Annotated in this window: 30 protein-coding genes; 9 read left to right on the top strand and 21 right to left on the bottom strand. The window is 68.5% G+C overall.

All coding sequences use genetic code 11. The features are described 5' to 3' along the window. Positions 1-41: 41 nt before the first annotated feature. The 5 genes from ruvB to ACOYW6_RS08715 form a co-directional block, all read right to left on the bottom strand. Entirely contained in the window at positions 42-1,073 is a 1,032-nt protein-coding gene (gene ruvB, locus ACOYW6_RS08735) for a Holliday junction branch migration DNA helicase RuvB (protein ID WP_423140942.1), read from the bottom strand. Further along, positions 1,070-1,660 carry a Holliday junction branch migration protein RuvA gene (gene ruvA / locus ACOYW6_RS08730; RefSeq protein WP_423140941.1) on the bottom strand — a complete coding sequence of 197 codons (591 nt, stop codon included), beginning with the start codon at positions 1,658-1,660 and terminating at the stop codon, positions 1,070-1,072. Before ruvA ends, ruvB begins: the two co-directional genes overlap by 4 nt. A 75-nt stretch (positions 1,661-1,735) precedes the next feature. Further along, complete coding sequence (locus ACOYW6_RS08725; protein WP_423140940.1) at positions 1,736-2,077, bottom strand: hypothetical protein; 342 nt, start codon at positions 2,075-2,077, stop codon at positions 1,736-1,738. Between the two features lie 77 nt (positions 2,078-2,154). After that, positions 2,155-2,622 carry a crossover junction endodeoxyribonuclease RuvC gene (gene ruvC, locus ACOYW6_RS08720; protein ID WP_423143096.1) on the bottom strand — a complete coding sequence of 156 codons (468 nt, stop codon included), beginning with the start codon at positions 2,620-2,622 and terminating at the stop codon, positions 2,155-2,157. Continuing rightward, a complete protein-coding gene (locus tag ACOYW6_RS08715; protein ID WP_423140939.1) occupies positions 2,622-3,377 on the bottom strand; it encodes a YebC/PmpR family DNA-binding transcriptional regulator in 756 nt (251 codons plus the stop codon). The genes ruvC and ACOYW6_RS08715 overlap by 1 nt, the downstream gene beginning before the upstream one ends. 45 nt (positions 3,378-3,422) lie before the next feature. Between ACOYW6_RS08715 and ACOYW6_RS08710 the strand changes: the two genes are divergently transcribed. Together ACOYW6_RS08710 and ACOYW6_RS08705 are read left to right on the top strand one after the other, a co-directional pair. After that, positions 3,423-4,142: a type II CAAX prenyl endopeptidase Rce1 family protein gene (locus ACOYW6_RS08710; RefSeq protein WP_423140938.1), complete on the top strand. Its 720-nt coding sequence runs from the start codon at positions 3,423-3,425 to the stop codon at positions 4,140-4,142. A gap of 5 nt (positions 4,143-4,147) precedes the next feature. Next, positions 4,148-4,531, top strand: a complete 384-nt coding sequence (locus tag ACOYW6_RS08705; protein WP_423140937.1) for a VOC family protein — start codon at positions 4,148-4,150, stop codon at positions 4,529-4,531. On the opposite strand, the gene ACOYW6_RS08700 is transcribed toward ACOYW6_RS08705, so the two are convergent. From ACOYW6_RS08700 to ACOYW6_RS08690, 3 genes are all read right to left on the bottom strand, one after another. Then, entirely contained in the window at positions 4,528-5,391 is an 864-nt protein-coding gene (locus tag ACOYW6_RS08700; protein WP_423140936.1) for an SDR family oxidoreductase, read from the bottom strand. The two genes, ACOYW6_RS08705 and ACOYW6_RS08700, sit on opposite strands and share 4 nt — an antisense overlap. Further along, positions 5,351-5,869: a hypothetical protein gene (locus ACOYW6_RS08695; RefSeq protein ID WP_423140935.1), complete on the bottom strand. Its 519-nt coding sequence runs from the start codon at positions 5,867-5,869 to the stop codon at positions 5,351-5,353. Before ACOYW6_RS08695 ends, ACOYW6_RS08700 begins: the two co-directional genes overlap by 41 nt. Positions 5,870-5,938: 69 nt before the next feature. After that, on the bottom strand, positions 5,939-6,433 hold the full coding sequence (locus ACOYW6_RS08690; protein WP_423140934.1) for a hemerythrin domain-containing protein: 495 nt from the start codon (positions 6,431-6,433) through the stop codon (positions 5,939-5,941). Positions 6,434-6,562: 129 nt separating this feature from the next. Here ACOYW6_RS08690 and ACOYW6_RS08685 point away from each other — a divergent pair, with 129 nt between their 5' ends. Continuing rightward, on the top strand, positions 6,563-7,285 hold the full coding sequence (locus tag ACOYW6_RS08685) for a Crp/Fnr family transcriptional regulator (protein ID WP_423140933.1): 723 nt from the start codon (positions 6,563-6,565) through the stop codon (positions 7,283-7,285). Positions 7,286-7,295: 10 nt separating this feature from the next. Here ACOYW6_RS08685 and ACOYW6_RS08680 read toward each other — a convergent pair whose 3' ends face one another. Together ACOYW6_RS08680 and ACOYW6_RS08675 are read right to left on the bottom strand one after the other, a co-directional pair. Further along, positions 7,296-7,532 (bottom strand): DUF2312 domain-containing protein, encoded by a 237-nt coding sequence (locus tag ACOYW6_RS08680; protein WP_315608765.1) that lies wholly within the window; start codon positions 7,530-7,532, stop codon positions 7,296-7,298. A gap of 110 nt (positions 7,533-7,642) precedes the next feature. Then, positions 7,643-7,975, bottom strand: coding sequence for a DUF1244 domain-containing protein (locus ACOYW6_RS08675; RefSeq protein WP_423140932.1), 333 nt, complete (start codon positions 7,973-7,975; stop codon positions 7,643-7,645). Between the two features lie 67 nt (positions 7,976-8,042). Here ACOYW6_RS08675 and pyk point away from each other — a divergent pair, with 67 nt between their 5' ends. Further along, a complete protein-coding gene (pyk, locus tag ACOYW6_RS08670) occupies positions 8,043-9,509 on the top strand; it encodes a pyruvate kinase (RefSeq protein WP_423140931.1) in 1,467 nt (488 codons plus the stop codon). Between the two features lies 1 nt (position 9,510). Here the strand turns inward: pyk and ACOYW6_RS08665 are convergent, their stop codons facing one another. Continuing rightward, positions 9,511-10,167 carry a YggS family pyridoxal phosphate-dependent enzyme gene (locus tag ACOYW6_RS08665; protein ID WP_423140930.1) on the bottom strand — a complete coding sequence of 219 codons (657 nt, stop codon included), beginning with the start codon at positions 10,165-10,167 and terminating at the stop codon, positions 9,511-9,513. Positions 10,168-10,189: 22 nt separating this feature from the next. Here ACOYW6_RS08665 and ACOYW6_RS08660 point away from each other — a divergent pair, with 22 nt between their 5' ends. Together ACOYW6_RS08660 and ACOYW6_RS08655 are read left to right on the top strand one after the other, a co-directional pair. Then, positions 10,190-10,744: a thiamine phosphate synthase gene (locus ACOYW6_RS08660; RefSeq protein WP_423140929.1), complete on the top strand. Its 555-nt coding sequence runs from the start codon at positions 10,190-10,192 to the stop codon at positions 10,742-10,744. 55 nt (positions 10,745-10,799) lie between these two features. Beyond that, complete coding sequence (locus ACOYW6_RS08655; RefSeq protein ID WP_423140928.1) at positions 10,800-13,130, top strand: DNA translocase FtsK 4TM domain-containing protein; 2,331 nt, start codon at positions 10,800-10,802, stop codon at positions 13,128-13,130. A 21-nt stretch (positions 13,131-13,151) separates the two neighbouring features. Here ACOYW6_RS08655 and ACOYW6_RS08650 read toward each other — a convergent pair whose 3' ends face one another. Then, entirely contained in the window at positions 13,152-14,054 is a 903-nt protein-coding gene (locus tag ACOYW6_RS08650; protein ID WP_423140927.1) for a DMT family transporter, read from the bottom strand. 153 nt (positions 14,055-14,207) lie between these two features. On the opposite strand from ACOYW6_RS08650, the gene ACOYW6_RS08645 reads away from it, so the two are divergent. After that, positions 14,208-15,581, top strand: coding sequence for a L,D-transpeptidase family protein (locus tag ACOYW6_RS08645; RefSeq protein ID WP_423140926.1), 1,374 nt, complete (start codon positions 14,208-14,210; stop codon positions 15,579-15,581). 58 nt (positions 15,582-15,639) lie between these two features. Here ACOYW6_RS08645 and ACOYW6_RS08640 read toward each other — a convergent pair whose 3' ends face one another. The 4 genes from ACOYW6_RS08640 to ACOYW6_RS08625 all read right to left on the bottom strand — a co-directional run bounded on the left by ACOYW6_RS08640 (position 15,640) and on the right by ACOYW6_RS08625 (position 18,518). Continuing rightward, complete coding sequence (locus ACOYW6_RS08640) at positions 15,640-16,251, bottom strand: murein L,D-transpeptidase catalytic domain-containing protein (protein ID WP_423140925.1); 612 nt, start codon at positions 16,249-16,251, stop codon at positions 15,640-15,642. A gap of 65 nt (positions 16,252-16,316) precedes the next feature. Next, positions 16,317-16,802: a GNAT family N-acetyltransferase gene (locus tag ACOYW6_RS08635; RefSeq protein ID WP_423140924.1), complete on the bottom strand. Its 486-nt coding sequence runs from the start codon at positions 16,800-16,802 to the stop codon at positions 16,317-16,319. A 10-nt stretch (positions 16,803-16,812) separates the two neighbouring features. Beyond that, a complete protein-coding gene (ispG, locus tag ACOYW6_RS08630) occupies positions 16,813-17,949 on the bottom strand; it encodes a flavodoxin-dependent (E)-4-hydroxy-3-methylbut-2-enyl-diphosphate synthase (protein ID WP_423140923.1) in 1,137 nt (378 codons plus the stop codon). Positions 17,950-17,969: 20 nt separating this feature from the next. Beyond that, positions 17,970-18,518, bottom strand: coding sequence for a GNAT family N-acetyltransferase (locus tag ACOYW6_RS08625; protein WP_423140922.1), 549 nt, complete (start codon positions 18,516-18,518; stop codon positions 17,970-17,972). 57 nt (positions 18,519-18,575) lie between these two features. Between ACOYW6_RS08625 and ACOYW6_RS08620 the strand changes: the two genes are divergently transcribed. Together ACOYW6_RS08620 and ACOYW6_RS08615 are read left to right on the top strand one after the other, a co-directional pair. Then, the gene (locus ACOYW6_RS08620) at positions 18,576-19,568 is read left to right on the top strand and encodes an isoaspartyl peptidase/L-asparaginase family protein (RefSeq protein ID WP_423140921.1); all 993 of its coding nucleotides are present in this window, start codon (positions 18,576-18,578) and stop codon (positions 19,566-19,568) included. A 138-nt stretch (positions 19,569-19,706) separates the two neighbouring features. Next, on the top strand, positions 19,707-20,147 hold the full coding sequence (locus tag ACOYW6_RS08615; RefSeq protein ID WP_423140920.1) for a hypothetical protein: 441 nt from the start codon (positions 19,707-19,709) through the stop codon (positions 20,145-20,147). Between the two features lie 51 nt (positions 20,148-20,198). On the opposite strand, the gene ACOYW6_RS08610 is transcribed toward ACOYW6_RS08615, so the two are convergent. The 5 genes from ACOYW6_RS08610 to crtY are packed head-to-tail and all read right to left on the bottom strand — an operon-like array spanning position 20,199 to position 25,305. Further along, positions 20,199-21,092 (bottom strand): prephenate dehydratase, encoded by an 894-nt coding sequence (locus tag ACOYW6_RS08610; protein ID WP_423140919.1) that lies wholly within the window; start codon positions 21,090-21,092, stop codon positions 20,199-20,201. A 13-nt stretch (positions 21,093-21,105) separates the two neighbouring features. Beyond that, positions 21,106-22,053, bottom strand: a complete 948-nt coding sequence (locus ACOYW6_RS08605) for a phytoene/squalene synthase family protein (RefSeq protein WP_423140918.1) — start codon at positions 22,051-22,053, stop codon at positions 21,106-21,108. Next, positions 22,053-22,634, bottom strand: coding sequence for a TIGR00730 family Rossman fold protein (locus ACOYW6_RS08600; protein WP_423140917.1), 582 nt, complete (start codon positions 22,632-22,634; stop codon positions 22,053-22,055). The genes ACOYW6_RS08605 and ACOYW6_RS08600 overlap by 1 nt, the downstream gene beginning before the upstream one ends. Beyond that, positions 22,631-24,121 carry a phytoene desaturase gene (locus tag ACOYW6_RS08595; protein ID WP_423140916.1) on the bottom strand — a complete coding sequence of 497 codons (1,491 nt, stop codon included), beginning with the start codon at positions 24,119-24,121 and terminating at the stop codon, positions 22,631-22,633. The genes ACOYW6_RS08600 and ACOYW6_RS08595 overlap by 4 nt, the downstream gene beginning before the upstream one ends. Beyond that, a complete protein-coding gene (gene crtY / locus ACOYW6_RS08590) occupies positions 24,118-25,305 on the bottom strand; it encodes a lycopene beta-cyclase CrtY (protein ID WP_423140915.1) in 1,188 nt (395 codons plus the stop codon). The genes ACOYW6_RS08595 and crtY overlap by 4 nt, the downstream gene beginning before the upstream one ends. Between the last annotated feature and the right edge of the window lie 26 nt (positions 25,306-25,331).

The raw sequence follows: 25,331 nt of genomic DNA, 5'->3' as shown, positions 1-25,331 counted from the left end.
GCGACCTTGCACGCCCGCGCCCGGGTGGCAAATCGGCGGGACTACGCGCCGTCCCCGAACGGCAGCCCGGTCTGGCTGCCGCTGGGCGGGGCAAGGCCCAGGTGCTGCCAGCCGCGATCGTTCAGGCAGCGGCCGCGCGCCGTGCGGGCAATCAGGCCGAGCTGGATCAGGAACGGCTCGACCACGTCCTCGATCGTGTCGCGCGGCTCGGCCAGCCCGGCCGCCAGCGTCTCGACCCCTACCGGGCCGCCCTTGTAGATATCCGCGATCATGTGGAGATAGCGCCGGTCCATCGCGTCGAGGCCCAGCGCGTCGACCTCGAGCCGGGTCAGCGCCGCGTCGGCCACCTCGCGCGTCACCACGCCGTCGCCCGCCACGTGGGCGAAATCGCGTACGCGGCGCAGCAGCCGGCCGGCCACGCGCGGGGTGCCGCGCGCGCGCCGCGCGATCTCGCGCGCACCTTCGGGATCGATGGCCACGCCCAGCAGCCCGGCACCGCGCATCACCACGCGTTCGAGTTCGGGCACGGTGTAGAAGTTGAGCCGCACCGGGATGCCGAAGCGGTCGCGCAGCGGCGTGGTCAGCAGGCCCTGCCGCGTCGTCGCGCCGACCAGCGTGAACGGCTTGAGGTCGATCCGCACGCTGCGCGCCGCGGGCCCTTCGCCAATGATGAGGTCCAATGCGCGGTCCTCCATCGCCGGGTACAGCACTTCCTCGACCACCGGACTGAGGCGGTGAATCTCGTCGATGAACAGGACGTCGCCGTCCTCGAGGTTCGTCAGCAGTGCCGCGAGGTCGCCCGCCTTGGCAATCACCGGGCCGCTGGTGGCGCGAAAGCCCACGCCCAGTTCGCGCGCGACGATCTGCGCCAGCGTCGTCTTGCCCAGCCCCGGCGGGCCGAAGAACAGCACGTGATCCATCGCCTCGCCGCGCGACTTGGCGCTTTCGATGAAGACCCGCAGGTTGTCCTTGGCCGCCGCCTGCCCGACGAACTCCTCCAGCGCGCGCGGCCGCAGCGCAGCATCGAAATCCTCCGGCTGACGCTCGCCGGACAGGAGCGCGTCGTCGTTCACCCCGCCGCCCTCCTGAGGCCAACGCGAACCAGATCGTCCAGGCTCGCCCCGGCGCCCAGTTCCTCCAGCGCCGCCGCGACCGCGCTGGCGGCGACTTGCGGCTTGAAGCCGAGGTTCTGCAGCGCCGACACCGCGTCCGCCCCGGCGCCGCCGCTCGGCACGCTGGCACCGCCCGCGATGGGGGCAAAGCCTGCCTTGTCCTTCAGTTCGTTGACGATGCGGCTGGCGAGTTTCGGGCCCACGCCCTGCGCGCGCGCCACGCTGGCCGCGTCGCCGCCGGCGCAGGCGCGCTGCAGGTCCTCGACCGTGAGCGCGGAGAGCACCGCCAGCGCCATCTTGCTGCCGACGCCCTGCACGCCGTTGAGCAGCCGAAACCACTCGCGCTCGCCCGCGCTCGCGAAGCCGACGAGGCGCATGTCGTTTTCGGAAACGAGCATCTCGGTATGGATCGTGGCGGTTGCGCCGGTCTCTCCCAGCGCGGCCAGCGTCCTGGCGCTGGCATGGACGAGATAGCCCACGCCGCCCACGTCGATCACCGCCCAGTCGGCGCCGCTATCGACAAGCTGTCCGGTGAGACGTGCAATCATGCTTTGTTCCTGCCGGGAAACGCCGCGCTGCGCAATCGCGCAGGCGGCGTTTCCGACAGGAACCGATCCGGCGCCCTAGCGCAGGCGGGGCAGCGGGATGTTGGCAGCCACGCCGCAGGCCGCCGCGGCGGCGCCGACCTGCAGGAAGGTGTTGGTATCGCGCAGCGAAACCGCCACGCGCAGCAGGTCGCCGAAGGTCAGCGCCGAGTTGCTGCGGTAGTCGACCGCGGCCCGGGCCAGGCGATCGACCTGGCTGGTCGACAGCTTGCCGCGCAGGAATTCCGAAGCGCAGCTCGCCTGGTTGTAGTCGAGGCCATAGCGCGTCAGCGCGTTGGAGATCTGGTAGCGGCTGGCGGTACACCCGCTGAGTGCGAGGGCGGCCATGACGGTGGCGGCAAGGGGCTTGGTAAGGCGCATCGAATGACCCTTTCGAAGTGGCGATTTCGCCGATCGGGATAGAACGCGCCGATGAACCAGTGGTTGCCGGGGAGGTGTCAGCGCGCGAATGCGCAGTGCGTTATCGCCACCGCCAGTGCATCGGCCGCGTCCGCACCGGCGATGGTGGCGCCGGGCAGCAGGACACGCAGCATGGCCTGGACTTGCGCCTTGTCGGCCGCGCCCGTGCCGACCAGCGATTTCTTGACCAACCGCGGCGCGTATTCGCTGACCGCCAGCCCGGCCTGGCCCAGCGCCGCCAGGCACGCGCCGCGCGCCTGCGCCAGCTTGAGCGTGGACTGCGCGTTGTCGTTGACGAAGACCTCCTCGACCGCGGCCTGGTCGGGGCAGTGGGCTGCGGCTACCGCGGCGACGGCATCGGCAAGCTGCGCCAGCCGCGCTGCCAGCGGCGCCCTGGCGTCGGTCTTGACCTGGCCGTTGGCGACGTGGCGCAGGCGGCTGCCGTCCTTTTCGATCACGCCCCAGCCGGTGCAGGACAGCGACGGGTCGAGGCCGAGAATGCGGATCAGGCGAGCTTGTCCATGACCGCGTCGGGGATGTCGTAATTGCCCCACACGGCCTGGACGTCGTCGTCGTCGTCAAGGACGTCGATGAGCTTCAGCAGCGTGGCGGCGTTGTCCGCGTCGACTTCGGTCAACAGGTTGGGCTTCCAGCCCAGCCTGACACCGTCGGCCGCGCCAAGGGTCTTTTCAAGCTCGCGGGCAACGTCGTGCAGGCTGTCGACCGCGACCCAGATCTGGTGGCCGTCGCCGTCCTCGCTCATGTCGCTGGCGATATCGTCTGCGCCCGCTTCCATCGCGGCTTCCAGGACCTTGTCCTCGTCGCCGGCCTTCGCGCCGTACTCGATCAGGCCAAGCCGCTCGAACCCGTGGCTGACCGCGCCCGACGCGCCCAGGTTGCCGCCGTTCTTGGCGAACGCGGTGCGCACGTTGGTGGCGGTGCGGTTGCGGTTGTCGGTCAGCGCCTCGACGATCAGGGCAACGCCGCCCGGGCCGTAGCCCTCGTAGCGCACTTCCTCGTAGTTCTCACCGTCGCCCTTGGTCGCCTTGTCGATCGCGCGCTGGATATTGTCCTTGGGCATCGATTGCGCCTTGGCGGCATTGACCGCTGCGCGCAGGCGCGGGTTCATGTCCGGATCGGGCATCCCCATCTTGGCCGCGACGGTAATTTCGCGGGACAACTTGGAAAACATCGCCGAACGCTTCTTATCCTGAGCGCCCTTGCGGTGCATGATATTTTTAAATTTGGAATGGCCTGCCATGGGTCCGGTTCTGTAAGCGAGATTGGAAGGGGGCGCATTAGCCGCATGGACGCTGCATCGACAAGTACCGGATCGACAGGCACGCCGGCACGCCCGTGGCGCGCCTGGGCCCATTTCGTGCGCCACCCGGTCCTTCCCGATCGCGCCGCGACCGGGCTTGCCGGAGGGCTGCGCACGCTGGCGCCGCTGCTGGGGCTGGACCTGATCATCATGGGCTTGCTGATCGGGGCGGTGTCGCTGGCGGCGCACCTTGGCTTCAAGCTGCCGGAGCACGCACTCGATCACCTGAAGCTGACGCCGGTAATCGTGGCGCTGGTAGTGATCGCCGCGCCGGTCGTGGAGGAGACGGTCTTTCGCGGCTGGCTGTCGGGCCGGCCCGGGCACATCGCCGCGATCGTCGTGCTCCTGGCCGGCGCGGCCTGGATGGTCGCCCTGCGGATGAGCGTCTACGGTCTGGCCGGCATGGGCGTGGCAGCACTTTTGGCCATCGCCGCGGCCTGGGCTTTACGCCGGCAGCGCACCTTTGGCTGGTTCCAGCGCCATTTCGGCTGGTTCTTCTGGGGCAGCGCGCTGACTTTCGCGGCACTTCATCTCAGCAACTTCGGCGCCGCCGGCCCGGCGATGCTGCCGCTGGTCATGCCGCAGTTCGTGCTGGCGCTGTTCCTGGGCTACTTGCGCGTCACGCGCGGGCTGTGGACCTCGATGCTGATGCACATGCTGCACAATTCGATCTTCATCGGCCTTATCCTGACCGGACTCGGGTGACGTCCATGCCTTTGGACCGGATCGATCACGTCAACATCCGCACCCGCGACATCGCGGCGACCGCGGCATTCTTTCGCGACGTCCTTGGGCTTGAGGTTCGCGATCCGCCGCGCCTCGACCCGGCGCGGTTCCAATGGGTCTATACCGCCGCCGGCGCCGCGGTGGTCCACATCACGATCGATCCCGCCGCGCCCGATCACGCGGTTCCGCGCGGTGTCGGCGGCCTGGATCACGCCGCCTTCACGTGCAGCGACCTTGCCGGGATGCGTGTCCGGATCGACGCTCTGGGCATCAGCTACCGTGTGCTTGAACGGCCGGACAAGACGCTGACGCAGCTGTTTGTGACAGAACCGAACGGCACGCTGCTGGAACTCAACTTTCCTGGCTAGCCATTGACGATGGTGCCGCCGTTGGGATGCAAGACCTGTCCCGACATGTAGCTACCATCCTCGCAAGCCAGGAACAGAAAGGCCGGCGCCACTTCGTTGGGCTGGCCGGGGCGTCCCATCGGGGTCTTTTCGCCAAACGTCGCGAGCTTTTCCGGACTGGCTCCGCCCGAAGGGTTGAGCGGAGTCCAGATCGGCCCGGGGGCGACGGCGTTGACGCGGATTCCGTCCTTGACCAGGTTTTCCGACAACGAGCGGGTGAAAGCCGTGATCGCGCCCTTCGTGCTGGAGTAGTCGAGCAGTTCTGGCTCGCCCTGGTACATCGTCACGCTGGTGCAATTGACGATCGCGGCGCCGCTCTTGAGGTGCGGACGCGCCGCCTGGACCAGGTAGAACATGGAAAAGATATTGGTCTGGAAGGTGCGCTGCAGCTGCTCGGCGGTGATGTCGCGAATGTCCTTGTCGGGGTGCTGCTCGCCGGCGTTGTTGATTAGCACGTCGAGCCGGCCCCATCGCTCGATCACCTTGGCGACCAGCACCTTGCCGGTTTCGGGGTCGCCCAGGTCGCCAGGAAAGAGCAGCGCCTCGCTGCCCTCCTGCTCGATCGCCTCGGCGGTAACGCGGGCGTCGTCGTGCTCGCACAAGTAGGCGATGGCCACTTTGGCGCCCTCGCGCGCGAACAGGACCGCAACGGCGCGGCCAATGCCGCTGTCCGCGCCGGTCACGATCGCGACCTTGCCCTTCAGGCGGCCCGCGCCCGCGAAGCGCGGCTGCCACTCCGGCTGGGGCTGGAGGCCGTGTTCGTGGCCTGGCAGTCCGTCTTCATGGATCGGGCTGATGATTGTCGCTGCGTTGTCGGTCATGGGGTCCTCGGCTGTCTCGACCACCAACCGCGGGGCGCGCCGCAGGTTCCGCGGCGGCTGGGCGAGCAGGCGGGGCGGAAGACTTGAGCGCGACGAGCTGCATGATCGCCGCGGTCAACGCCGCGTCGCTGGCCGGCTTGCCAAGGCGCAGGGCATGCGGGCGGACGGCGGCGAGGGCGCGGTCGATGTCGGGGCCCGAATGCGCGCTGTAGACGAGCGTCGGGATAGTGCCGGCGGGATCGAGCGCGACCAGCGCCGCCAGCCCACCTTCGCTCAGCGGCCCAAGGTCGAGATCGCAGACGATGATGGTCGGCGCCCGCACCGCCGTGACTTGCGCGGCGGCGGCCGCGGTCGCTGCCACGATCACTTCGCCGAAGCCGATATCGCGCAGGCTATCCTCTAGCGCCCAAGCCGTCAGCAGGTTGTCGTCGATGACGAGGGCGGTAGCGCCGCGATCCAAGATGATCGTGCCCGTCATGGCCGCGCGCGTACCCACACGGCTATGCCGACGGCGGACCTGAATGCGGCCCGGCCCGCCGCCGACACCTCAAAGGCTCACGACAGCCAGCTGCGCGGGCGGCAAGCCCCCGGCATCGGCCTGGGCCTGCAATTCCGCCTTGCGCGCCAGCATCGCGTCGCGCAGCGCGACAAGATCGACGTCGGTCTCGCGGCACTGCGCGAACATCCCCTCGGACGGCATCTCCTCCTCGTGGACGTGGTGCTTGATGTCTTCGGACAGCACGGTGACCTTCGCGTCGTAGAAATCGTCGTCGGCGTTGCCAGCCATGATGTCGTTGATGAGGACTTTGGCGCCGTCATGCTCGACATAGGCTTCATCCAGCGTGTCGTCCTCGATCTTGCCGCGGAAGGCCGGGTAGAAGATCTCCTCCTCGATCCGGGCATGGATCTTGAGGGCGTTGCAGATCTTCTCGGCAATGGCCTGCTTGGCACCGCTGCCGGCCCTCTCGAACTTCTCGAACAAGTCCTCGACCTCGCGGTGGTCGGCCTTGAGCAGGGCAATCGCGTCGCTAAATTCGGCCATCGGTAGTCTCCCGGTTTCGGGCTCATAATGCTCCGTTCCCATCCGACGTTCCCGGCTCAAATTGCCTACATTTGTAGGTTTATGGGTCGCAAGGCGCATCAACCGGGTCGCTCGCGCGTTTGCCCCCACGTGCCCGCAAAGCTTGATGCCTTCATCGACCGCTTGGGTCTCCGCTCCCCGCTATCGCAGGAGGAACGGGCCGCGCTCGCCGCGCTCGATCCGCCGGTGAGCGAGCGGCGCGCGCGGTGGGACCTGGTGCGCCCGGGAGAGCGCGTGGACTACGCCTGCCTGGTTATCGCCGGCGTCGTCGGTCGGGCCGAGCAGTTCGCCGACGGACGCCGGCAGACCACTGCGGTCCACGTTCCGGGCGACATGGCGGACCTCCATTCGGTGCCGGTGCCGCGCGCCGCCTGGGCGATCACCGCGCTGACGGACTGCACGATCTGCGAAGTCCCGCATGGCCAGCTGCGCGAGCTTGCCACCCGCTACCCGGCTATCGGGGCGGCGTTCTGGCGCGATACCGTCGCCGACGCATCGGTCTATTCCAAATGGATCAGCGTGCTCAGCCGGCACGACGCCCGCGGCCGCATGGCGCACCTGTTGTGCGAACTGGGCCCGCGTATGGAGGCGGCCGGACTTGGCCGTGCCGATGACTTCGAACTGCGCCTCACCCAGGACCAGTTGTCGGAAGTCCTGGGGGTCACACCGGTGCACGTCTATCGGACGTTCCGTGCCCTGCGCGACGCCGGCGTGATCGCGACCGAGCGCCGCTCGATCCGGGTGCTGGATCGCCCCGCGCTCGAGCGGATCGCGGAGTTCGATCCGGCCTACCTGCTGCTTGGCCGGGATTGATCGGGTCGCCTCAACCGAGGCCGAGCGCCGCCTTGTAGACGTCGAGGATGGCTTCCATTTCGGCCCGGTCGTCGGGCTTCATCTTCCGCAGGCGGACGATCTGGCGCATGATCTTGGCATCGTAGCCCACGGCTTTCGCTTCGGCATAGACGTCGCGGATATCGTCGGCGATGCCCTTCTTCTCTTCCTCCAGCCGCTCGACGCGTTCGATCAGCAGGCGCAGGCGGTCGTCGGTGGTCTCGGCCATGAAGGTACTCCGAAGGAAGGAAAGCGGGTTGCCGCGCGCCTTAGCCAGCCGCGAGCGATTCGGGCAAAGCGGGCCCTGTGGAAATCCGGTAGCCTGCCTTGAGGGTTGGCTCAGGCGGGTGCGTTGCGCTTGATGCTTTCATCCATGAGCGCGATCTGCTCGGGCGTGGCTTGGCTCTGGAAATTGGCCTTCCACTCCGCCGCCGGCATGCCGTGGATGACTTCGCGCGCGGCGGACTTGTCCAACGGTGCGCCCGCGTCGATCACCCAGTCTGCCAGGCAATTGCGGCAGAAACCCGCCAGTCCCATCAGGTCGATGTTCTGGGCGTCGTGGCGGTGGCGCAGGTGGCGCACGAGGCGGCGGAAGGCTGCCGCCGCTTGCGCGTCGCTGATGGCGTCGAGCGGATCGGGCGCCCCGTCGTCGGTGTTTTCGCTGCAGCTCATCGGCCTCGCCCTTGGCTTTTTAGGTACGACTGGGCCATAGGGCGCGCCGAGCAGTCAGGAAAGTCCATTGGCCCACAACAGTCAGCGCAAGCACCAGCCGCGCGCCCGCAAGATCAAGATCCTCGCCACCTTGGGGCCGGCCAGCCGCTCGCCCGAGATGATAGCGCGACTGCTGGGGGCGGGGGCCGATGCCTTTCGCGTCAACATGAGCCATGGCGATCACGCCACCCATGCCGAGACGATCGCCAACATCCGTGCTGCCGAAAAGGACTTCGGCCGCCCGGTGGCGATCCTGTGCGACCTGCAGGGACCGAAGCTGCGCGTCGGTCAGTTCCAGGGCGGCAAGGCATTCATCCGTCACGGCGCGCACTTCACGCTCGACCGCGATCCCGCGCCCGGCAACGACGAGCGCGTGTGCCTGCCGCATCCGGAGTTGTTCGGCATCCTCTCCAAGGGACAGCGCCTGCTGATAGACGACGGCAAACTGCGCCTGCGCGTGATCCGCGCCGAGGAAAACGCCATCCTGTGCTCGGCGGAATGCGGCGGTGCCATTTCCGATCGCAAGGGCGTCAACGTGCCCGACGCGGTGATCCCGGTTCCGGCGATGACCGACAAGGACCGCCGCGACCTGGCCTTTGCGATCGACCAGGGCGCGGACTGGATCGCGCTATCATTTGTCCAGCGCCCCGAAGACGTGGCCGAGGCGCGCCGCCTGATGGGCGGCTACGGCGCCTTGATGGCCAAGATCGAGAAGCCCGCTGCAATCCCGGTACTCGACCGCATCATCGAGATGGCGGACGGCATCATGGTGGCGCGGGGCGACCTCGGCGTCGAGATGAACCCCGAGGAAGTGCCGCCGCTGCAGAAGCGCATCGTCGAAGAAACACGCCGCTCGGGCAAGCCGGTGGTGGTGGCGACCCAGATGCTGGAATCGATGATCGAGAGCCCGGCGCCGACCCGCGCCGAGGTTTCCGACGTCGCCAACGCGGTTTACGACGGCGCCGACGCGGTCATGCTCAGCGCCGAGACCGCGGCCGGCGCTTGGCCGGTCGAGGCGGTGACGATCATGGACCGCATCGCCACCCAGGTTGAATCCGACCCTGCCTACGATCGCCGCATCCACCTGGCCGACGTCCGCCCGGACGCGACCACGGCCGACGCGCTGGCCCAGGCCAGCGCCGCCATTGCCGAAACCGTGACGGTCGCCGGCGTGATCGTGTTCACCGGGTCTGGCAGCACCGCGCGCCGCGTCGCCCGCGAACGTCCGCGCGTGCCGATGCTGGTGCTGACCCCGGCGCAGAAGATCGCCCGGCGTTGCGCGCTGCTGTGGGGTGCGCACGCGATCCACACGAAGGACATCGGCAGCTTCGAAGAGATGATCGCAAAGGGCAAGCGAATGGCCCTGCGCAGCGGTTTCGGTATCGCCGGATCGAAGCTGATCGCGCTGGCCGGCGTTCCCTTCGGCACCCCGGGTTCGACCAACCTGCTGCACATCGTCACCCTCAGCGGCGACGAGCTCAAGGGTCACGCCTGAGCTAGCGCGCTCCGAACAGCGCGCTGCCCACCCGGACGTGGGTGGCGCCCAGCATCACCGCGGTCTCGAAGTCATCTGACATGCCCATGCTCAGGCCGCTGACGCCGTTGTCATCGGCCAGCTTGCCCAGCAGGGCAAAGTAGGGCGCCGCCTCGGTATCCGCCGGCGGCACGCACATCAGCCCGGCCAGCGGTATGCCGGCGGCGCGCACCTCGGTCAGCAGCGCCGGGAGCTCGGCTATGGCGCAGCCGCCCTTCTGCGCCTCGGCGCCGATGTTGACCTGGACGAAGCAGGCCACGCGCTTGTCCGCGGCGTCCATCGCGCGGGCCAGCGCCGCGACCAGGCTGGGCCGGTCGAGCGAATGGATCGCATCATAAAGCGCTACCGCCTCGGCCGCCTTGTTTGATTGGAGCTGGCCGACGTGGTGGAGGACGATGCCGGGATCCGCGTCCTTCAGTGCCGGCCACTTGGCGGCGGCCTCTTGCACCCGGTTCTCCCCGAAATGGCGCTGCCCGGCCGCAATCAGCGGCGCGATCGCTTCGGCCGGATGGGTCTTGGAAATCGCGATCAGGGTCACGGGGTCGTCGCGCCGGGCCAGCGAGGCGGCCTTGGCGATGCGGTCCTGAACGGCGGCGAGAAGCGTGGCTGGCTGGTCCATCGCGCGCTGCTATAGCGCTGCGATGCCAAGGCGCCAGAGACGACTTCCCGACGTGTGGCTGGTCAGCGACGAGCGCAACGACGCCGTGCTGGACGCCGCGCTCAAGCGCTTGCCGCGCGGGTCGGGGCTCATCTTCCGCCATTACCACCTGCCCGACCCCGTCCGCCGAGCCCGCTTCGACCAGCTGGCGCGGTTGGCCCGTGCGAGGGGGCACATCGTGGTACTTGCCGGCGACGCCCGCACCGCCCGGCGGTGGGGCGCCGACGGGTCATACGGTGCCGGGGTGGAAGGGACGGGACTGCGGCTGGCCAGCGCCCATTCGGCGCGCGAGTTGGCCAAGGCCGGCCGCGCCGACGCGGTGCTGCTGTCGCCGGTTTTCGCGACCCGGTCGCACCCGGGCATCAGGACGCTCGGCCCATTGCGTTGGCGGCTGCTGGCGCGGTTGGCACCGATGCCGGTCATCGCGCTGGGCGGAATGACGGCGCGCCGCGCCCGGGCCGCCGGGATCGCCCGCTGGGCGGCTATCGATGGCCTCGGTTCGTCGCAGCGACTCGCCGGAATCCCGGGCGATTCTTGACCTCTGAACGGGGTGGGCGCATGATACCCGCCGTTCGAGGGGAGCACGACCGATCATGGCAACCAAGGCAGCGATGCGGCCAGACTGGCGCCTGGCGCTGCGCCGTGCGCTGCGCCGCAGCCTGGAAATCGGCGGGGCCGCGGTCCTGGCCGCCGCAATGGTGTTCCTTGCCCTGGCGCTCCTCAGCTATCACCAGACCGACCCCTCTGCCTCGACCGCCGCCGGCGGCCCGGTGCTGAACTGGATGGGTACTCCGGGAGCGGCCGTTGCCGACCGGGTGCTGTTCCTGTTCGGCCCGGCCGCCGCGCTCCTGCTGCCGCTACTGTGGGTTTCGGCGCGCAAGCTGCTGTTCCTGGTCGAGGAGGACGACGCCGGCGTCGCCCACGTCGATCACAAGTGGTGGCGACCGCTGGCCATGCTGGTGATCGCGATCGCGCTGATCGGGACGGTGCTGGCGCTGGCGATCGACGGACCCGGCTGGCCGCTGCCGGCCTCGATGGGGGGCATTGTCGGGCTGCTCGGCGCGCGCGGCATCCACGCGCTTGCCGCGATGCTGCCAGCCGCGGGCCAGCCCTGGGCCGTACTCGCGATCGGCCTGGCGGCACTGGCGACCGGCGCCGCGTTGATGGGCCGGGTGTTCGCATTCGACTGGGCCAGCCTGATGAGCCTGCCGCTGGCGCTGCGCCGCAAGCCGCGGCTGGCGCTGCCCGAGGCGCTACCGTTCGTGACCCCGAAAAAGGACCGCCGCCCCGAGCCTGAGCCTGCCGCCGTGCCCACGCCGCCGCGCCGTGCCCCCGAAATTTCCGATCCCACCGCCGCGCCGCGCCCCGCCCAGATCACCGCAAAGGCGCGCCAGGGCGACCTGTTCGACACCTATGAACTGCCCAGCCTCGACCTGCTTAACGACCCGCCTGCGCACGTCGCGCCCAAGCTCGACAAGCTGGCGCTGGAGCGCAATGCCCGCCTGCTTGAGACCGTGCTCGACGACTTCAACGTCAAGGGCGAGATCACCGCGGTGCGTACCGGCCCGGTCGTGACGATGTACGAACTGGAGCCGGCACCCGGCATCAAGGCGAGCCGCGTGGTCGGGCTAGCGGATGACATCGCCCGCAACATGAGCGCGATCTCGGCGCGCGTCTCGTCGATCCCGGGCCGCACCGTCATGGGCATCGAGCTGCCCAACGCCGACCGCCAGATGGTCGCCTTCAAGGAAATGGTCGGCTCCGAATCGTTCGCTGCGTCGAAGGCGCAGCTACCGATCATCCTGGGCAAGGACATCGCCGGAGAGCCGGTCGTGGCGGACCTGGCGACGATGCCGCACTTGCTGGTTGCCGGCACCACCGGGTCGGGCAAGTCGGTGGGCCTCAACACGATCCTGCTGTCGCTGCTCTATCGCCTGACGCCGGCGCAGTGCCGGCTGATCCTCGTCGATCCCAAAGTGCTCGAGCTCAAGAGCTACGACGATATCCCGCACCTTCTCTCACCCGTCGTGACCGAGCCGGCCAAGGCGGTGCGCGCGCTCAAATGGGCGGTCGAGGAGATGGAGCGCCGCTATCGCCAGATGAGCGAGATCTCGGTCCGCAACCTGTCAGGCTTCAACGACAAGGTCCGCGCCGCCGCCGCCAAGGGCAAGCCGCTGGGCCGGCGCATCCAGATCGGCTTCGATCCCGACAGCGGCGAAGAACTGTTCGAAGAGCACCAGCTCGACTACCACCCGCTGCCGCAGATCGTCGTCATCGTCGACGAACTGGCCGACCTGATGGTGACGGTCGGCAAGGAGGTCGAAGTGCTGATCCAGCGGCTGTCGCAAAAAAGCCGCGCCGCCGGCATCCACCTGATCATGGCAACGCAGCGCCCCTCGGTCGACGTCATCACCGGCGTCATCAAGGCCAACCTGCCGACGCGCATTTCGTTCGCCGTCACCAGCCGGATCGACAGCCGCACGATCCTGGGCGAGCAGGGGGCCGAGCAGCTGCTGGGCAAGGGTGACATGCTCTACAAGCCCAACACCGACCCGATCAAGCGCGTCCACGGCCCGTTCGTCAGCGACGAGGAGGTCGAGCGGATCGCCGATTTCTGGCGCGCGCAGGGCAAGCCCGAATATGTCGGCTCGGTCACCGAAGAGCCCGAGGACGGCGGCTTCGGCTTCGACGACCTCGATGCAACCGCCTCCGACAGTCCGGATGAGCGCAAGTACCGCCAGGCCTGCCAGATCGTGTTCGAAAGCCAGAAGGCCAGCGCATCGTGGCTGCAGCGCCAGCTGGGCGTGGGCTACAACACGGCCGCCAAGTGGGTCGAGCGGATGGAGGCTGACGGTTTTGTCGGGCCCGCCAACCATGTCGGCCGGCGCGACATCTATCGCGACAAGGACGGAAACCCGCTCTGAACCGGCGGATCGCCGGTCCGGTCAGACCGCCGCGGCTTCCGGCGGCGCCTTTCGCGCAGCCACCAGGCAAGCCGCGACGATGATTGCCGCGCCGGCGCAGGTGCATGCGCCCAGCCCCTCGCCAAAGCCGATCCAGCCGACCAGCGCCGCCCAGACGAAAGCGCTGTATTCCATCGGCACCAGTACCTGCGCCTCGGCCCGGGCGTAGGCCCAGGCGAGCATCAGCCCCGCCGCGAGCGACAGCGCCGCGGCTGCGGCAATTACCGGCAGGGCGCCGCCAGGCGCCGCCAGCCACCAGGGTGCGAAGGGAATCAGCAGCGCGAAGACGATGGCGTTCTGGAAGAAGGTCACCTCGCGCGGGCTTGCGATCAGGGCCTGGCGCCGTGCCAGCACCAGGTTGAAAGCGTAGAGCACGGCCGAGAGCACGACTGCGCCGATCCCCTCCAGCCGCCCCGCCGACTGGCCGGCGTGGCCAGCGATGTCGGGCCAGACGATCACGAGTACGCCGCCCAGGCCCGCGACGGACGCCGCGACGGCGCGCGGAGCAACGGTTTCGTCCAGCATCCAGGCGGCCAGGTAAAGCGCAAGCAGCGGAGCGAAGAAGCTGATCGCGATGGCTTCGGCCAGCGGCAGCAGCGTCAGCGAATGGAAAAAGGTCACCGCCATACCGGCCGCCACCGCGCCGCGCATAACGTGAACGCGAAGCACTGCGCGGTTCGGCCAGGGCGTTCCGCCCAGCCACCACAGCGGCGCTGCGGCGGCCACGCCCGCCAGGCTGCGCCAGGTCATCGCCGAATAGGCGCCGATCGCCAGGCTGGCCGCCTTCATCGTGCCGTCCATCGCCGCCAGTAGCGCGATGGCCGCGACCGCAAGCGCAACGGGTCCAGAGGTGACCGAAGGGATCGATGCGCGTGCGCGGTCCATAATGCCGCGATAGCGCGAAGGGTCTTCCGTGCAAAATTCAGGCTGGGGAAAGCCGCAGCGGTTGAAGAGGGCCCTCCGACAGGGCATCCTGCCGGCATGGCGCGCGCCGCGGCGCGCGCAGGGCAATTCCCGATTACTTATTTGGAGCAGGCGATGATCAAGGCGGCATGGATTCTGGCAGGTACGGCGCTGGTCGGCGCGGCCCCGGCATTCGCGCAAGCGCCCGCGGCGCCGGCGACCAAGCCCGCCGCCGCGGCTGGCAAGCCCGCACCAGCCGTGCCCACCCCCGCAGCCGTGGCGCAGGACACCGGCAGCACGACCGTCAGCGCGCCGGCCCCGGTCGCCGCCGCCCCGGTCGACGAGCCGACGCTGAACTGGACCACCAAGGATGCCGAGGCGCTGCTGGCGACGATAAAGGCGATCGACGCCGAAGGCCTGCTTCCCGCGGACTATCAGCCCAAGGAGCTTGCCGATGCGATTCTGGCGGGCGAGGGCGACGCGCTCAATGCCCAGGCCAGCAAGTCGATGTCGTGGCTGGTCGAGGACATGCGCGACGGCCGCACCCGTATGGACAAGCGCAAGGGCTGGTTCGTGGTCGACCCCGATGTCGACGCCAATCCCACCAATAAAGTCATGGCCGCCGCCCTGGCCGCGCACGATGTGTCCGCCGCGATTGCCGCGCTAGCGCCGACGCATCCCGATTATGCCGCTCTCAAGACGGCGCTTGCCAGTGCCAAGCCGGGCAAGGCGCGCGACCTGATCCGCGTCAACATGGACCGCTGGCGCTGGCTGGGCCGCGACCTCGGCAAGTTCTACCTGATCACCAACGTGCCGGAGTACCAGCTGCGGCTGACGGTCAACAACTCGATCATCCGCTCGTACCGGACGATCGTCGGCAAGCCCGGCAAGACCGCGACCCCGTCGCTGGCCGAAACGGTGGAAGGTGTCATTTTCAACCCGACCTGGACCGTGCCGCAGTCGATCGTGAAGGGCGAGGGGCTGGGCGCGCGCCTGCTGGGCAACCCGCGCGAGGCGGCGCGCGAAGGCTACAAGGCGACCAAGAACGGCGATGGATCGGTAACCGTGGTGCAGCAGCCGGGCCCCAGGAATTCGCTCGGCCTGCTCAAGCTCGACATGCCGAACGAGCACGCGATCTTTATTCACGACACCCCCAACCGCAACTTGTTCAACCTGGAAACGCGCGCGCTCAGCCATGGCTGCGTGCGCACCGAGCGGGCGCAGGAGCTGGGCATGACGATGGCGATGCTGGGCGCCGGGATGAAGCCGGAAGAGGGCGTCGCCAACGCCACGTCGGGGAAGTACACCAAGGTGCCGATGACCAAGACCTTCCCGGTCTACATCACCTATTTCACCTACGCGACCGACGTTGCCGGCAAGATGCGCGCCTTCGGCGACATCTATGATCGCGACGCACCGGTGCTCGCGTCATTCTCCGCGCCGCGCGCGCCGTGGGACGGCCAGCGCAAGACCACCGAAGCCGTGGTCAAGCTCGACAACCCGATCTGAGACGCCGCCCGGCTGCACCCGCCAGGGCGCGGCCGGGCGCGTTGCCGGGCGTGGAATCCTAGTAAATGCCGAGGCGGTCGGCGTAGAGCAGGCGGCCGCCCGACATGTGCCAGAGCGCTTCGTTGAAGTCGCTCTCTCCCATCGCGAAGCAGCCGTCGCTGCGGCCCAGCTTGCCCCATTTTTCCAGCATGTCGGGGTTGGCGTACCAGGCCGGGTGCATGACGATCATGCGCTCCAGCGCCGCGCTGTTATCGGCATCGACGCCGACAAGACGGATCGAGGTGCCGTATTTGCCTTTGTACCATTCGTTGGTGACATAGGCGCCGCGGCTGGTCGCGTTGGAGCCGAGCTGGTTCGAGAAATACTTCAGGAAACCGTCGTGCTCAGGATCCGAGCCGCGGCCATGTGCGACCAGGAATGAACGTACCTGCCCTTTTTCCAGGTCCGCGAAATGAAGCCGCGGCACGGAACTTGGCAGGCCGTAGTCGGCGATCCCGACGACATCGGTGCGCCATACGCGCGCGCGATTGCGCTCTAGCTGGTCCTTGGCGATGGTCAGGATGCGGCGCTGCTGGTCGCTGACGGCGAAAGCCTGCGCGAAAGCCCGCGCGGGCAGCGCCGCGGCCAGACCCGCCGCGCCGGCACCGATAAGGACTTCGCGCCTGTTCATCGTCCCACCATAAGCGCCAAGGTGTAACCCCAAGCTGAACGGGGTGCCAAGCGCAGCGCGGCGGATCAGTCCGCAGCCGCGCCGAAGCGTGCCAGCGCCGCCCCGTCGACCCGCATGATGCGCCAGTCGCCCATCATCGTAGCGCCGAGGCTTTCGTAAAATCCGATCGCGGGCGCGTTCCAGTCCAGGACCGACCATTCGAGCCGCGCGCAGCCGCGCGTCACCGCCAGCGCGGCCAGGTGCGCCAGCAACGCCTTGCCCAGGCCCAGCCCGCGCGCGGCCGGCCGTACGAACAGGTCCTCGAGGTAGATCCCCGGCTTGCCTTCGAAGGTGGAGAAATTGTGGAAGAACAGCGCGAACCCCGCCGCTTCGCCGTCCACTTCGCCGATGACGACCTCGGCAGCCGGGCAGGCGCCGAACAGGTGCTCGCCCAGCACCGCTTCATCGAAACGGACCGCGTCGGCCAGCTTCTCGTACGCGGCCAACTCGCGGATGAGGGCCGCGATAAGCGGCAGGTCGGCGCGCGCCGCCGGGCGGATGGCGATGGTCATGTGGGGCCCCTCAGGCAGCCTTGCCGTGCAAGCTGTCCATGCTCGGCGCGCCGGCGTCGATTTCCGCGGCGCGGGCCTCGACCAGCCGAACGATGTGGTCAAGCATCGCTTCCGATTCGATGTGATGATCAGTCACGCCCGACAAGTAGACCATGTGCTTGCCGTTGCCGCCGCCGGTAATGCCGATGTCGGTTTCCCGCGCTTCGCCCGGGCCGTTGACCACGCAGCCGAGCACCGAAAGGCTCATCGGCGTGCGGATGTGCTGGAGACGCTCCTCCAGCGCGGCAACCGTGCGGATCACGTCGAAGCCCTGGCGCGCACAACTGGGACACGACACCACGCGCACGCCGCGGGTGCGCAGTCCGAGTGATTTCAGGATCTCGTAACCGACGCGGACTTCTTCCTCCGGCTCGGCCGAAAGCGAGACCCGGATGGTGTCGCCTATTCCCGCCCACAGCAGGTTGCCGATGCCGATGCTGCTTTTCACCGTGCCGCCGATCAACCCGCCCGCCTCGGTGATGCCCAGGTGCAGCGGGCAATCGACCGCGTCGGCCAGTTGCATATAGGCGGCCACCGCCAGGAACACGTCGCTGGCCTTTACCGCGACCTTGTATTCGTGAAAATCGTGGTCCTGCAGGAGCTTGATGTGGTCAAGCGCGCTTTCGACCAGCGCCTCGGGGCAGGGCTCGCCGTATTTCTCCAGCAAGTCCTTTTCCAGGCTGCCGGCGTTGACACCGATGCGGATAGCGCAGCCGTTGGCCTTGGCAGCGCGGACCACCTCGGCCACGCGCTCGCTACTGCCGATGTTGCCCGGATTGATGCGCAGGCAGGCCGCGCCAGCGTCGGCCGCTTCGAGCGCGCGCTTGTAGTGAAAATGGATGTCGGCAACGATCGGTACGCCGGCCGCCTTGACGATGGCGGGCATGGCAGCCGTGCTGGCGGCGTCGGGGCAGGACACGCGGACGATATCCGCGCCGGCATCCACGCACCGCCGGATCTGCGCGATCGTGGCGGCGGCATCCTCGGTCGGGGTGTTGGTCATCGTCTGGACGGTGATCGGCGCATTGCCGCCAACGGGGACGTTGCCGACCATGATCTGGCGGCACGGGCGGCGCGCAATATCGCGCCAGGGACGGATCGAGGACATGATGACCGCGATATAGGCCGCTAAAGCAGCTTGGCGAAGAGAAATTCCTCGTCGATCTGCTCGCCTACCGGGAAGGTGGTGTCGCCCACGTGCTCGAAGCCGTGCCGGGCGTAGAACCGGTGCGCGTCGGTGTTGCCGCTCCACACCGAAAGCTGCACCTCGTTCGCACCGGCGCCGGCCAGGTCGGCCAGCGCCCAGCCCATCAGGATGCTGCCGATGCCGCGTCCGGTTGCTGCCGGCGCGGTATAGAGTTGCTTGAGCTCCATCGCCCGGTCACGGCGCGCGAACTCGGGCCAGGTGCAGGCGTAGCCCACCTGGACGTAGCCCAGCAGGTCATCGCCATCCCATGCCAGCCGGTAGGCGCGCAAGGGATCGGCGATCCGCGCCGCCACCGCTTCGGGGGCATGAACCGTCGCCAGGAAGCTGGCGAGGTCGGCCGCGCTGTAGAGATGGCCGAACTTGGCCACGAAGCTGTCGCGCCCCAGCGCCGCCAGCGCGGCGACGTCGTCCGGGCGGGCGGGCGCCAGATCGACGTCCCGTGTGCGTTGCGCATGACCCGTTTCCGTCACGTCATGATGTCCCTTGCGTCCACTTTCGCCTTCCTTCGCTTGTGGTATCGTCGGGTGATGAAAACAACTGCTGCCGTGCTGGCCGGCCTCGTCCTGCTTGCCCTTGCCCCCGATGCTGCCGCCAAGGAGCCGCCGATGCACTGGACACTCGCGATCCACGGCGGCGCCGGGACGATGCGCCGCGAAGCGATGACCCCGGCCAGGGAAGCGGAGTACCGTGCCGCGCTGGACGCGGCGCTCAACGCCGGCAGCGCGGTGCTGGCCAAAGGCGGTTCGGCGCTCGACGCGGTCAGCGCGGCGGTGGCGGTGATGGAGGACGATCCGCATTTCAATGCCGGGCGCGGCGCCGTGTTCACCTGGGACGGCACCAACCAGCTCGATGCCGCGATCATGGACGGGCGAACGCGCGCTGCCGGTGCGATTGCCGGCGTCAGCCACGTGAAGAACCCGGTCCGGCTCGCGCGCGCGGTGATGGAGCACTCGCCGCACGTGATGCTGGCGGGCGCGGGTGCGGAAGCATTCGCCCGCACGCAAGGGATCCAGATGGTCGACCATGCGTACTTTGCCACGCCCGAGCGGCGCCGGCAGCTGGAAGAACTGAAGGCGAAGAACCTTGGCTTCCTCGACGTCGACCACAAGTACGGCACCGTCGGCGCGGTGGCGCTCGACAGCCAGGGCCACGTCGCCGCGGCGACTTCGACCGGCGGGATGACCGGCAAGCGGTGGGACCGGATCGGCGATTCGCCGATTATCGGTGCGGGCACGTATGCCGACGATCGCGCTTGCGCCGTCTCGGCTACCGGCGCGGGCGAATACTTCATCCGCGCCGGTGCCGCGCACGAGATCTGCGCCCGCATTCGCTTCAAGGGCGAAAGTGCGCAGACCGCCGCCGACGCGGTGATCAAGGACATCGCTGAGCTTGGGGGCGATGGCGGGGTGATCGTGGTGACGCCCGGCGGCGACGCGGCCTTCAGCTTCAACACCCCGGGGATGTACCGGGCGCGTACCAGCAGCGCCGGGGGGCGCGAGGTCGCGATCTTCCGCGACTGACAATTCGCTAGGCGCGACTCGCAAAGTGGGCCTAGCCCGGCGGTCTCGGGACTCGAATGTGTCCGGGTCGCCCTGTTCCGGGATGATGTCGACCGCGGCGCTTGTGCCTTCGGTCTCCATCCGAACAAGGGGACTACCATGCGAATTCGTCACGCCGCGGCTTTTGCCGCTTCGCTGCTGCTTACGCTGCCCGGGCTCGCCATCGCGCAGAACGACCCGTTCACCGGCGGGGATTATGTCGAGGTGACGGGCATCTCGATCGATGACGGCCACTACATGGACTACGCCACCTTCATCCACGACACCGCGATGAAGCAGGCCGCCTTCATGCAGAGCAAGGGCTGGGCCATCAGCACCGAATACATGGCCAACGTCCACCCCCGCAAGGGCGAGCCAGACCTCTATATCGTGCGCCGCTACAAGGACATTCCCGACAGCGCCGAGGGTGAACGCCGGGCGGCCGCCCTGCGCGACTACATGAAGATGGACGATACCCAGTCGGGCGCCGCTTCGGCCGAGCGCGCCAGGTATCGCCACGTCGATGGCACGATGCTGCTGCAAGTGATGAAGCCGCGGTGATCGGGCGGCCGGGCGGGGGGTTGTCCATCCGCCCGGCTCTCCGCCGCCCGGCTATCCGCGCGGGCGGCCCTGGGGATAGGTGCCCAGCATCCGCAGTTCCTTACAGTGGAACGCCAGCTCTTCCAGTGCGCGGTCGACGGCCGGATCGCCCGGCGCGCCGACGATGTCGGCATAGAACATCGTCGCCGAAAAGCTGGCGCCGTGCTGGTAGGATTCCAGCTTGGTCATGTTGACGCCATTGGTCGCGAAGCCGCCCAGCGCCTTGTAAAGCGCGGCCGGGATGTTCTTCACCTCGAACACGAAAGTGGTCATCATCGGGCCGCCGCTGGGCAGCGGGCCCAGCGGCTCGCGCGCCAGCACGACGAAGCGCGTCATGTTGTCGGCGGCATCCTCGACATTGGTCTCGCGGATCTCCAGCCCGTAAAGCTCGGCTGCGATGGCGGGCGCGATCGCGCCGCTGCCGGGATCGCCCTGCTCGGCAACGAGCGCGGCGGCGCCGGCGGTGTCGGCATAGGCAAGCGGCACCAGGCCGCGCGCCCGCAGAAAGCGGCGCGACTGGCCCAGCGCCTGCGGATGCGAATGGACATGGCTCAACGCCGCGCCGCCGGGCAGCGCCATCAGCGCGTGGCCGATCGGCATGAAATATTCGCCGACGATGCGCAGCCCGCTTTCGGGCAGCAGGAAATGGATGTCGGCAACCCGGCCGTGCTGCGAATTCTCGATCGGGATGATCGCCCGCGCGGCCGACCCGTCCTTCACCGCGTCGAGTGCATCCTCGAAGCTGAAGCACGGCAGCGGCAGGGCGGCGGGATCGTATTCCATCGCCGCGCGGTGGCCGTTGCAGCCGGGCGCACCCTGGAAGGCGACCGCGCGCGCGGGCCGGACCCGGGCGGCGGCGGTCATGGCCTCGACATGGGCCTGCGCGGGGGCGGGATAGGATTGCATTACGGCCCCGCGCTTAGGCGGCGGCGGCGCGCCCGGCAAGTTCGCGGCGGCCCAGCGCCGGGCGGACGCTGGTGCGCGGCGGCGGGGTAACCGCTTCCCACAGCGCATGCGCGATGTGCCACACCTTGGCCAGGGCGGACGTGCGAATGCGGTGGTTCCAGGCATCCTTGCCTGCGGTGTCGACTTCAGTGGCGATCGCGCCGTAGATTCCCGCGGCAGCCAGCACTGCCCAGCGCTGGCGAAACGTCAGCCGCCCGGCGCCGACCCGAGCTGATGCCTCGTAGGCCTTTTCCATTTCGCACAGTCTGCGGACGAGCGGCACGAGCGCGGGGCGATAGTGTGGCTTCATATGCTCACCGGGCGGAATGTCGGCCTCGACCAGCCACTCGATCGGCAGGTAGCAACGCTGCGCCGCGTCGTCCTCGTCAAGGTCGCGGGCGATGTTGGCCAGCTGGAAGGCCAGCCCGAGGTCGCAAGCGCGGTCGAGCGTGTCGTCGTGGGCCGGATCGACGCCCATGACCACCGCCATCATCACGCCGACCGCGCCGGCGACGTGGTAGCAGTAACGCAGCAGGTCGGTCTGCGAACGCGGCCGCCAGTCGGCGGCGTCGAGCGCGAAGCCCGCGATCACGTCGTCGGCCATCGCCGGCGTAATCCCGCACTCGCGCGCGACGACGCCGAAACCGTCGAAGGCCGGGTCGCCGGTTTCGGCGCCGGCGAAGGCCTGTGCGGTGAGCGCGCGAATGGTGGCAAGGCGCTCGGCGGCGCCGCGCTGGTCGCCAGGCCTGCCGCCCATATCCTGCGCATCGGCCAGGTCGTCGCAGCGGCGGCACCAGCCGTAAAGCAGCCAGACCCGCTCGCGCGTGGTGCGGTCGAACAGGCGGCTGGCGGCGGCGAAGCTCTTCGATCCGCGCTGGATTGCGTCACGCGCCGCATCGAGCAGGCGCGGGCGGGTCAGCATCAGAGGTCGCTTTCCTTCATCGCGAAGATCGGTGTGTGCGGCTCGTGCGCTCGCATCCGGTCGAGCAGGAGATCGAGCTCGTTCTCGTGGATGATGATGCCCTGGTGTGCCGGGCGAATGAAGCCGACCTCGATCATCGTGCGGTTGAAGGCGATCAGGCCGTCATAGAACCCGAACGCGTTGAGCAGGCCCACCGGCTTGGCGTGATAGCCCAGCTGCGCCCAGCTGACCGCTTCCCACAGCTCGTCCATCGTGCCCACGCCGCCGGGAATGGTCAGGAAGCCGTCGGACAAGTCGGTAAAGGCCTTCTTGCGTTCGTGCATCCCGGGGACGACGTGCAGCTCGGTGCAGTCGCGGTTGGCGACCTCGCTGCCGACCAGCGCCTCGGGAATGACGCCGATCACCTCGCCGCCGGCCTCCAGCGCGCCATAAGCAACCGCGCCCATCAGGCCCAGGCGGCCGCCGCCATAGACCACGCCGATGCCGCGCTCGGCCAGCGTCTTGCCGACCATCGTACCCAGTTCGACATAGCGCGGGTCGGCCGGGGTGGCCGATCCGCAGTAGACGGCGATGCGTTTCACCTTAAGTCTCCGATCATCAGGCCCGCGGTCGCCTTGGCACTGCCAACGACGCCGGGAATGCCGGCGCCCGGGTGCGTGCCGGCACCGACGAGGTACAGGTTGGACAGATTGTCGTCGCGGTTATGGGCGCGCAGCCAGGCGCTTTGCGTCAACAGCGGCTCAAGGCTGAAGGCGCTGCCAAGGTGGGCGTTGAGGTCTGCCTTGAAGTCGCTCGGCGCGTAGTGGAACTTGGTGACGATGCGGTCGTGGATGTCCGGGATAAGGCGGCGGCCGACCTCGTCGAGGATGCGCTTTTCCAGGATCGGGCCGACTTCGCCCCAGTCGACCGGCAGCTTGCCCTGGTGCGCGACCGGGACCAGCGCGTAGAACGTGCTCTTGCCCGGCGGTGCCACCGACGGGTCGCTCACGCTCGGGTGGTGCAGATAGATCGAGAAATCGCGGGGTAGCACGCCGTGCGTGTAGATGTCGTCGAGCAGCCCTTTGTAGCGCGGCCCGAACAGGATCATGTGGTGCGGGATGCCCGGCCAGGTCCCCTCGACGCCGAAGTGGACCACGAACAGGCTGGGGCTGAATCGCTTTCTCGTCAGCGCGCGGCCCTGCTTCTGGCCGCGCTGGCTGCCGGACAGCAGATCCTTGTAAGTGTGGACCACGTCGGCATTGCTGGCCACCGCGGCAAAGCGTTCGCGCCAGCCGCTGCGCGTCTCCACCTCGCTGACCCGGTCGCCCATCGTATGAATTGCGCTGACCGGGTCGCCCAGGCGGACGGTACCGCCGAGCCGCTCGAAATGCCGGACCATGCCGGCGACGAGCCGGTTGGTGCCGCCCTTGGCCCACCACACGCCGCCATCCTTTTCCAGCTTGTGGATGAGGGCGTAGATGCTGCTGGTGGTGAACGGGTTGCCGCCGACCAGCAGGGTGTGAAAGCTCAGCGCCTCGCGCAGCTTCTCGCTCTTCACATAGCTTGAGACGACCGAATAGACGCTGCGCCAGGCCTGGTGCTTCATCAGCGCCGGGGCCGCCTTCACCATGCTGGCAAAATCGAGGAACGGCTTGGCCCCCAGCTTGACGTAGCCTTCCTGATAGACCCCTTCGGAATAGCGCAGGAAATCCTCGTACCCGGCCAGGTCGCCCGGGGCGACGCGGGCGATTTCGGCGGCCAGCAGGCTGTCGTCGTTCGAATAGTCGAACTGAGTGCCGTCGGGCCAGTTGAGGCGGTAGAACGGGCTGACCGGCATCAGCGTGACATCGTCGGCGATATCGTGGCCCGACAGCGCCCACAGCTCTTTCAGGCAATCGGGGTCGGTGATCACGGTCGGCCCGGCGTCGAACGTAAAGCCGTCCTTTTCCCAGAAATAGGCCCGGCCGCCGGGCTTGTCGCGCCCTTCCACCAGAACCGTGTCGATGCCGGCCGATTGCAACCGAATCGCTAGCGCCAGTCCGCCGATGCCGGCGCCGATCACGCAGGCCCGAGTTGCGCCAGTAGTCATGCTGCCTGCCCCAGATGTTTGCCCGCCGCGGTCAGCGCCCGCAGCGCCCCCAGCACCGGCACCGGCGGCTTGCCGGCCAGTACGCGCGCCTTGTCCGCCCAGGTCGATCGGCCGGCGTAGAACCGCTCGATCAGCGGTTCGGGAAGGCCGTAGAACCGTTCGAAAACGCGCCACCGCTGGTCGGGCGATCCGGCCCCCAGCAGCATCGCCCCCAGTGTGCGGTAGAAACCGCCCTGGTGCCAGTGCGCCTCGGCGCGGTCCGCGATGGCGCCCGCCAGTGCGGCACCGGCGATGCCGCCCGCCACCAGCTCTGCGATGGCGGTGGCCGTGGCCGCCGCGAAGGGCAAGGAATAGCTGGTCAGGGGATGAAAGAACCCGCCGCGCACCCCGATCTGGCTGACTCCGGGAACGGAATGCGTGCGGCGAAACGCGGCAAAATCGCCGCCAGTAACGACTGGCAGCACGCCGGTCTCCTCGCCAACGACGCGGCCGTGCCAGCCTTTGGCAGCGGCATAGGCGTCGAGGCGCGCGCCCAGGGTCGAGCCGTCCAGCGCGGGGCTGTCGGCGTAGTAGGTATCCTCCACGAAGATGGTGTCCGGCTCCAGCGGCAGGACATAGACGAAGCGATAGGCGCCGCCCTGTTCGACCGCGGCGTCCATGATGGTCGGCCGCGTCACGCCGTGGGGCCGATCGGTACGGATCGTGCGGCCCAGGAAAACCTGCCAGCCGCCGGTCAGGGCGGAGGCATCGGCGATCCCGCGCGCGTCTATCACGCTGGTCGCGTCAAGGACGGTGCCGTCCGCCAGTGCGATCGATCCGGCATCCACGCCGACGACCGGGACCCCGGCGCGGATCGCCCCGTCCTGCAACAGGCGCGCGAGCGCCGCTGCAAATGCGTCCGAACCCAGTGACCGGTAAGGCGTGTGCAGGTGGCGTGCAAGGCCGCGGAAACGGACGTCGTAACCCTCTTCCCACCTGGTCGGAGTAAAGGCATCGAGCAGCTCGGACTCGCGCTTGCCCAGGTCGCTGGCGAACCAGCTCCAGCGGTGGTTCCCGCCGGGCTGCAGGCCCGATTCGACCACGGCGATGCGCAGACCCGGATCGCTGCGCGCCAGCGCCAGCGCGGTCAGCCCGCCGGCCAACCCGGCCCCGGCAATCGCCACATCGTATTCGCCCGCGTGCATACTGCCGGCTTTAGTGCTTGCCCGCG

Source organism: Parablastomonas sp. CN1-191 (assembly GCF_049354825.1).
Lineage (GTDB): Bacteria > Pseudomonadota > Alphaproteobacteria > Sphingomonadales > Sphingomonadaceae > Novosphingobium.
The sequence above is the reverse complement of the archived record's forward strand: the minus strand, read 5'-3'. Positions and strand labels throughout refer to the sequence as shown.

What these genes read in the sequence shown, in the direction of transcription:
- ACOYW6_RS08645 (WP_423140926.1), top strand. Translation starts at nt 14,208, where the DNA reads ATGATCAAGGCGGCATGGATTCTGGCAGGTACGGCGCTGGTCGGCGCG.
- ACOYW6_RS08700 (WP_423140936.1), bottom strand. Translation starts at nt 5,391, where the DNA reads ATGACCGACAACGCAGCGACAATCATCAGCCCGATCCATGAAGACGGA.
- ruvA (WP_423140941.1), bottom strand. Translation starts at nt 1,660, where the DNA reads ATGATTGCACGTCTCACCGGACAGCTTGTCGATAGCGGCGCCGACTGG.
- ACOYW6_RS08650 (WP_423140927.1), bottom strand. Translation starts at nt 14,054, where the DNA reads ATGGACCGCGCACGCGCATCGATCCCTTCGGTCACCTCTGGACCCGTT.
- ACOYW6_RS08640 (WP_423140925.1), bottom strand. Translation starts at nt 16,251, where the DNA reads ATGAACAGGCGCGAAGTCCTTATCGGTGCCGGCGCGGCGGGTCTGGCC.
- ACOYW6_RS08715 (WP_423140939.1), bottom strand. Translation starts at nt 3,377, where the DNA reads ATGGCAGGCCATTCCAAATTTAAAAATATCATGCACCGCAAGGGCGCT.
- crtY (WP_423140915.1), bottom strand. Translation starts at nt 25,305, where the DNA reads ATGCACGCGGGCGAATACGATGTGGCGATTGCCGGGGCCGGGTTGGCC.
- ACOYW6_RS08660 (WP_423140929.1), top strand. Translation starts at nt 10,190, where the DNA reads ATGCCAAGGCGCCAGAGACGACTTCCCGACGTGTGGCTGGTCAGCGAC.
- ACOYW6_RS08605 (WP_423140918.1), bottom strand. Translation starts at nt 22,053, where the DNA reads ATGCTGACCCGCCCGCGCCTGCTCGATGCGGCGCGTGACGCAATCCAG.
- ACOYW6_RS08725 (WP_423140940.1), bottom strand. Translation starts at nt 2,077, where the DNA reads ATGCGCCTTACCAAGCCCCTTGCCGCCACCGTCATGGCCGCCCTCGCA.
- ACOYW6_RS08665 (WP_423140930.1), bottom strand. Translation starts at nt 10,167, where the DNA reads ATGGACCAGCCAGCCACGCTTCTCGCCGCCGTTCAGGACCGCATCGCC.
- ACOYW6_RS08595 (WP_423140916.1), bottom strand. Translation starts at nt 24,121, where the DNA reads ATGACTACTGGCGCAACTCGGGCCTGCGTGATCGGCGCCGGCATCGGC.
- ispG (WP_423140923.1), bottom strand. Translation starts at nt 17,949, where the DNA reads ATGTCCTCGATCCGTCCCTGGCGCGATATTGCGCGCCGCCCGTGCCGC.
- ACOYW6_RS08705 (WP_423140937.1), top strand. Translation starts at nt 4,148, where the DNA reads ATGCCTTTGGACCGGATCGATCACGTCAACATCCGCACCCGCGACATC.
- ACOYW6_RS08635 (WP_423140924.1), bottom strand. Translation starts at nt 16,802, where the DNA reads ATGACCATCGCCATCCGCCCGGCGGCGCGCGCCGACCTGCCGCTTATC.
- ACOYW6_RS08610 (WP_423140919.1), bottom strand. Translation starts at nt 21,092, where the DNA reads ATGCAATCCTATCCCGCCCCCGCGCAGGCCCATGTCGAGGCCATGACC.
- ACOYW6_RS08675 (WP_423140932.1), bottom strand. Translation starts at nt 7,975, where the DNA reads ATGAGCTGCAGCGAAAACACCGACGACGGGGCGCCCGATCCGCTCGAC.
- ACOYW6_RS08620 (WP_423140921.1), top strand. Translation starts at nt 18,576, where the DNA reads ATGAAAACAACTGCTGCCGTGCTGGCCGGCCTCGTCCTGCTTGCCCTT.
- ACOYW6_RS08615 (WP_423140920.1), top strand. Translation starts at nt 19,707, where the DNA reads ATGCGAATTCGTCACGCCGCGGCTTTTGCCGCTTCGCTGCTGCTTACG.
- ACOYW6_RS08695 (WP_423140935.1), bottom strand. Translation starts at nt 5,869, where the DNA reads ATGACGGGCACGATCATCTTGGATCGCGGCGCTACCGCCCTCGTCATC.
- ACOYW6_RS08690 (WP_423140934.1), bottom strand. Translation starts at nt 6,433, where the DNA reads ATGGCCGAATTTAGCGACGCGATTGCCCTGCTCAAGGCCGACCACCGC.
- ACOYW6_RS08710 (WP_423140938.1), top strand. Translation starts at nt 3,423, where the DNA reads ATGGACGCTGCATCGACAAGTACCGGATCGACAGGCACGCCGGCACGC.
- ACOYW6_RS08655 (WP_423140928.1), top strand. Translation starts at nt 10,800, where the DNA reads ATGGCAACCAAGGCAGCGATGCGGCCAGACTGGCGCCTGGCGCTGCGC.
- ACOYW6_RS08680 (WP_315608765.1), bottom strand. Translation starts at nt 7,532, where the DNA reads ATGGCCGAGACCACCGACGACCGCCTGCGCCTGCTGATCGAACGCGTC.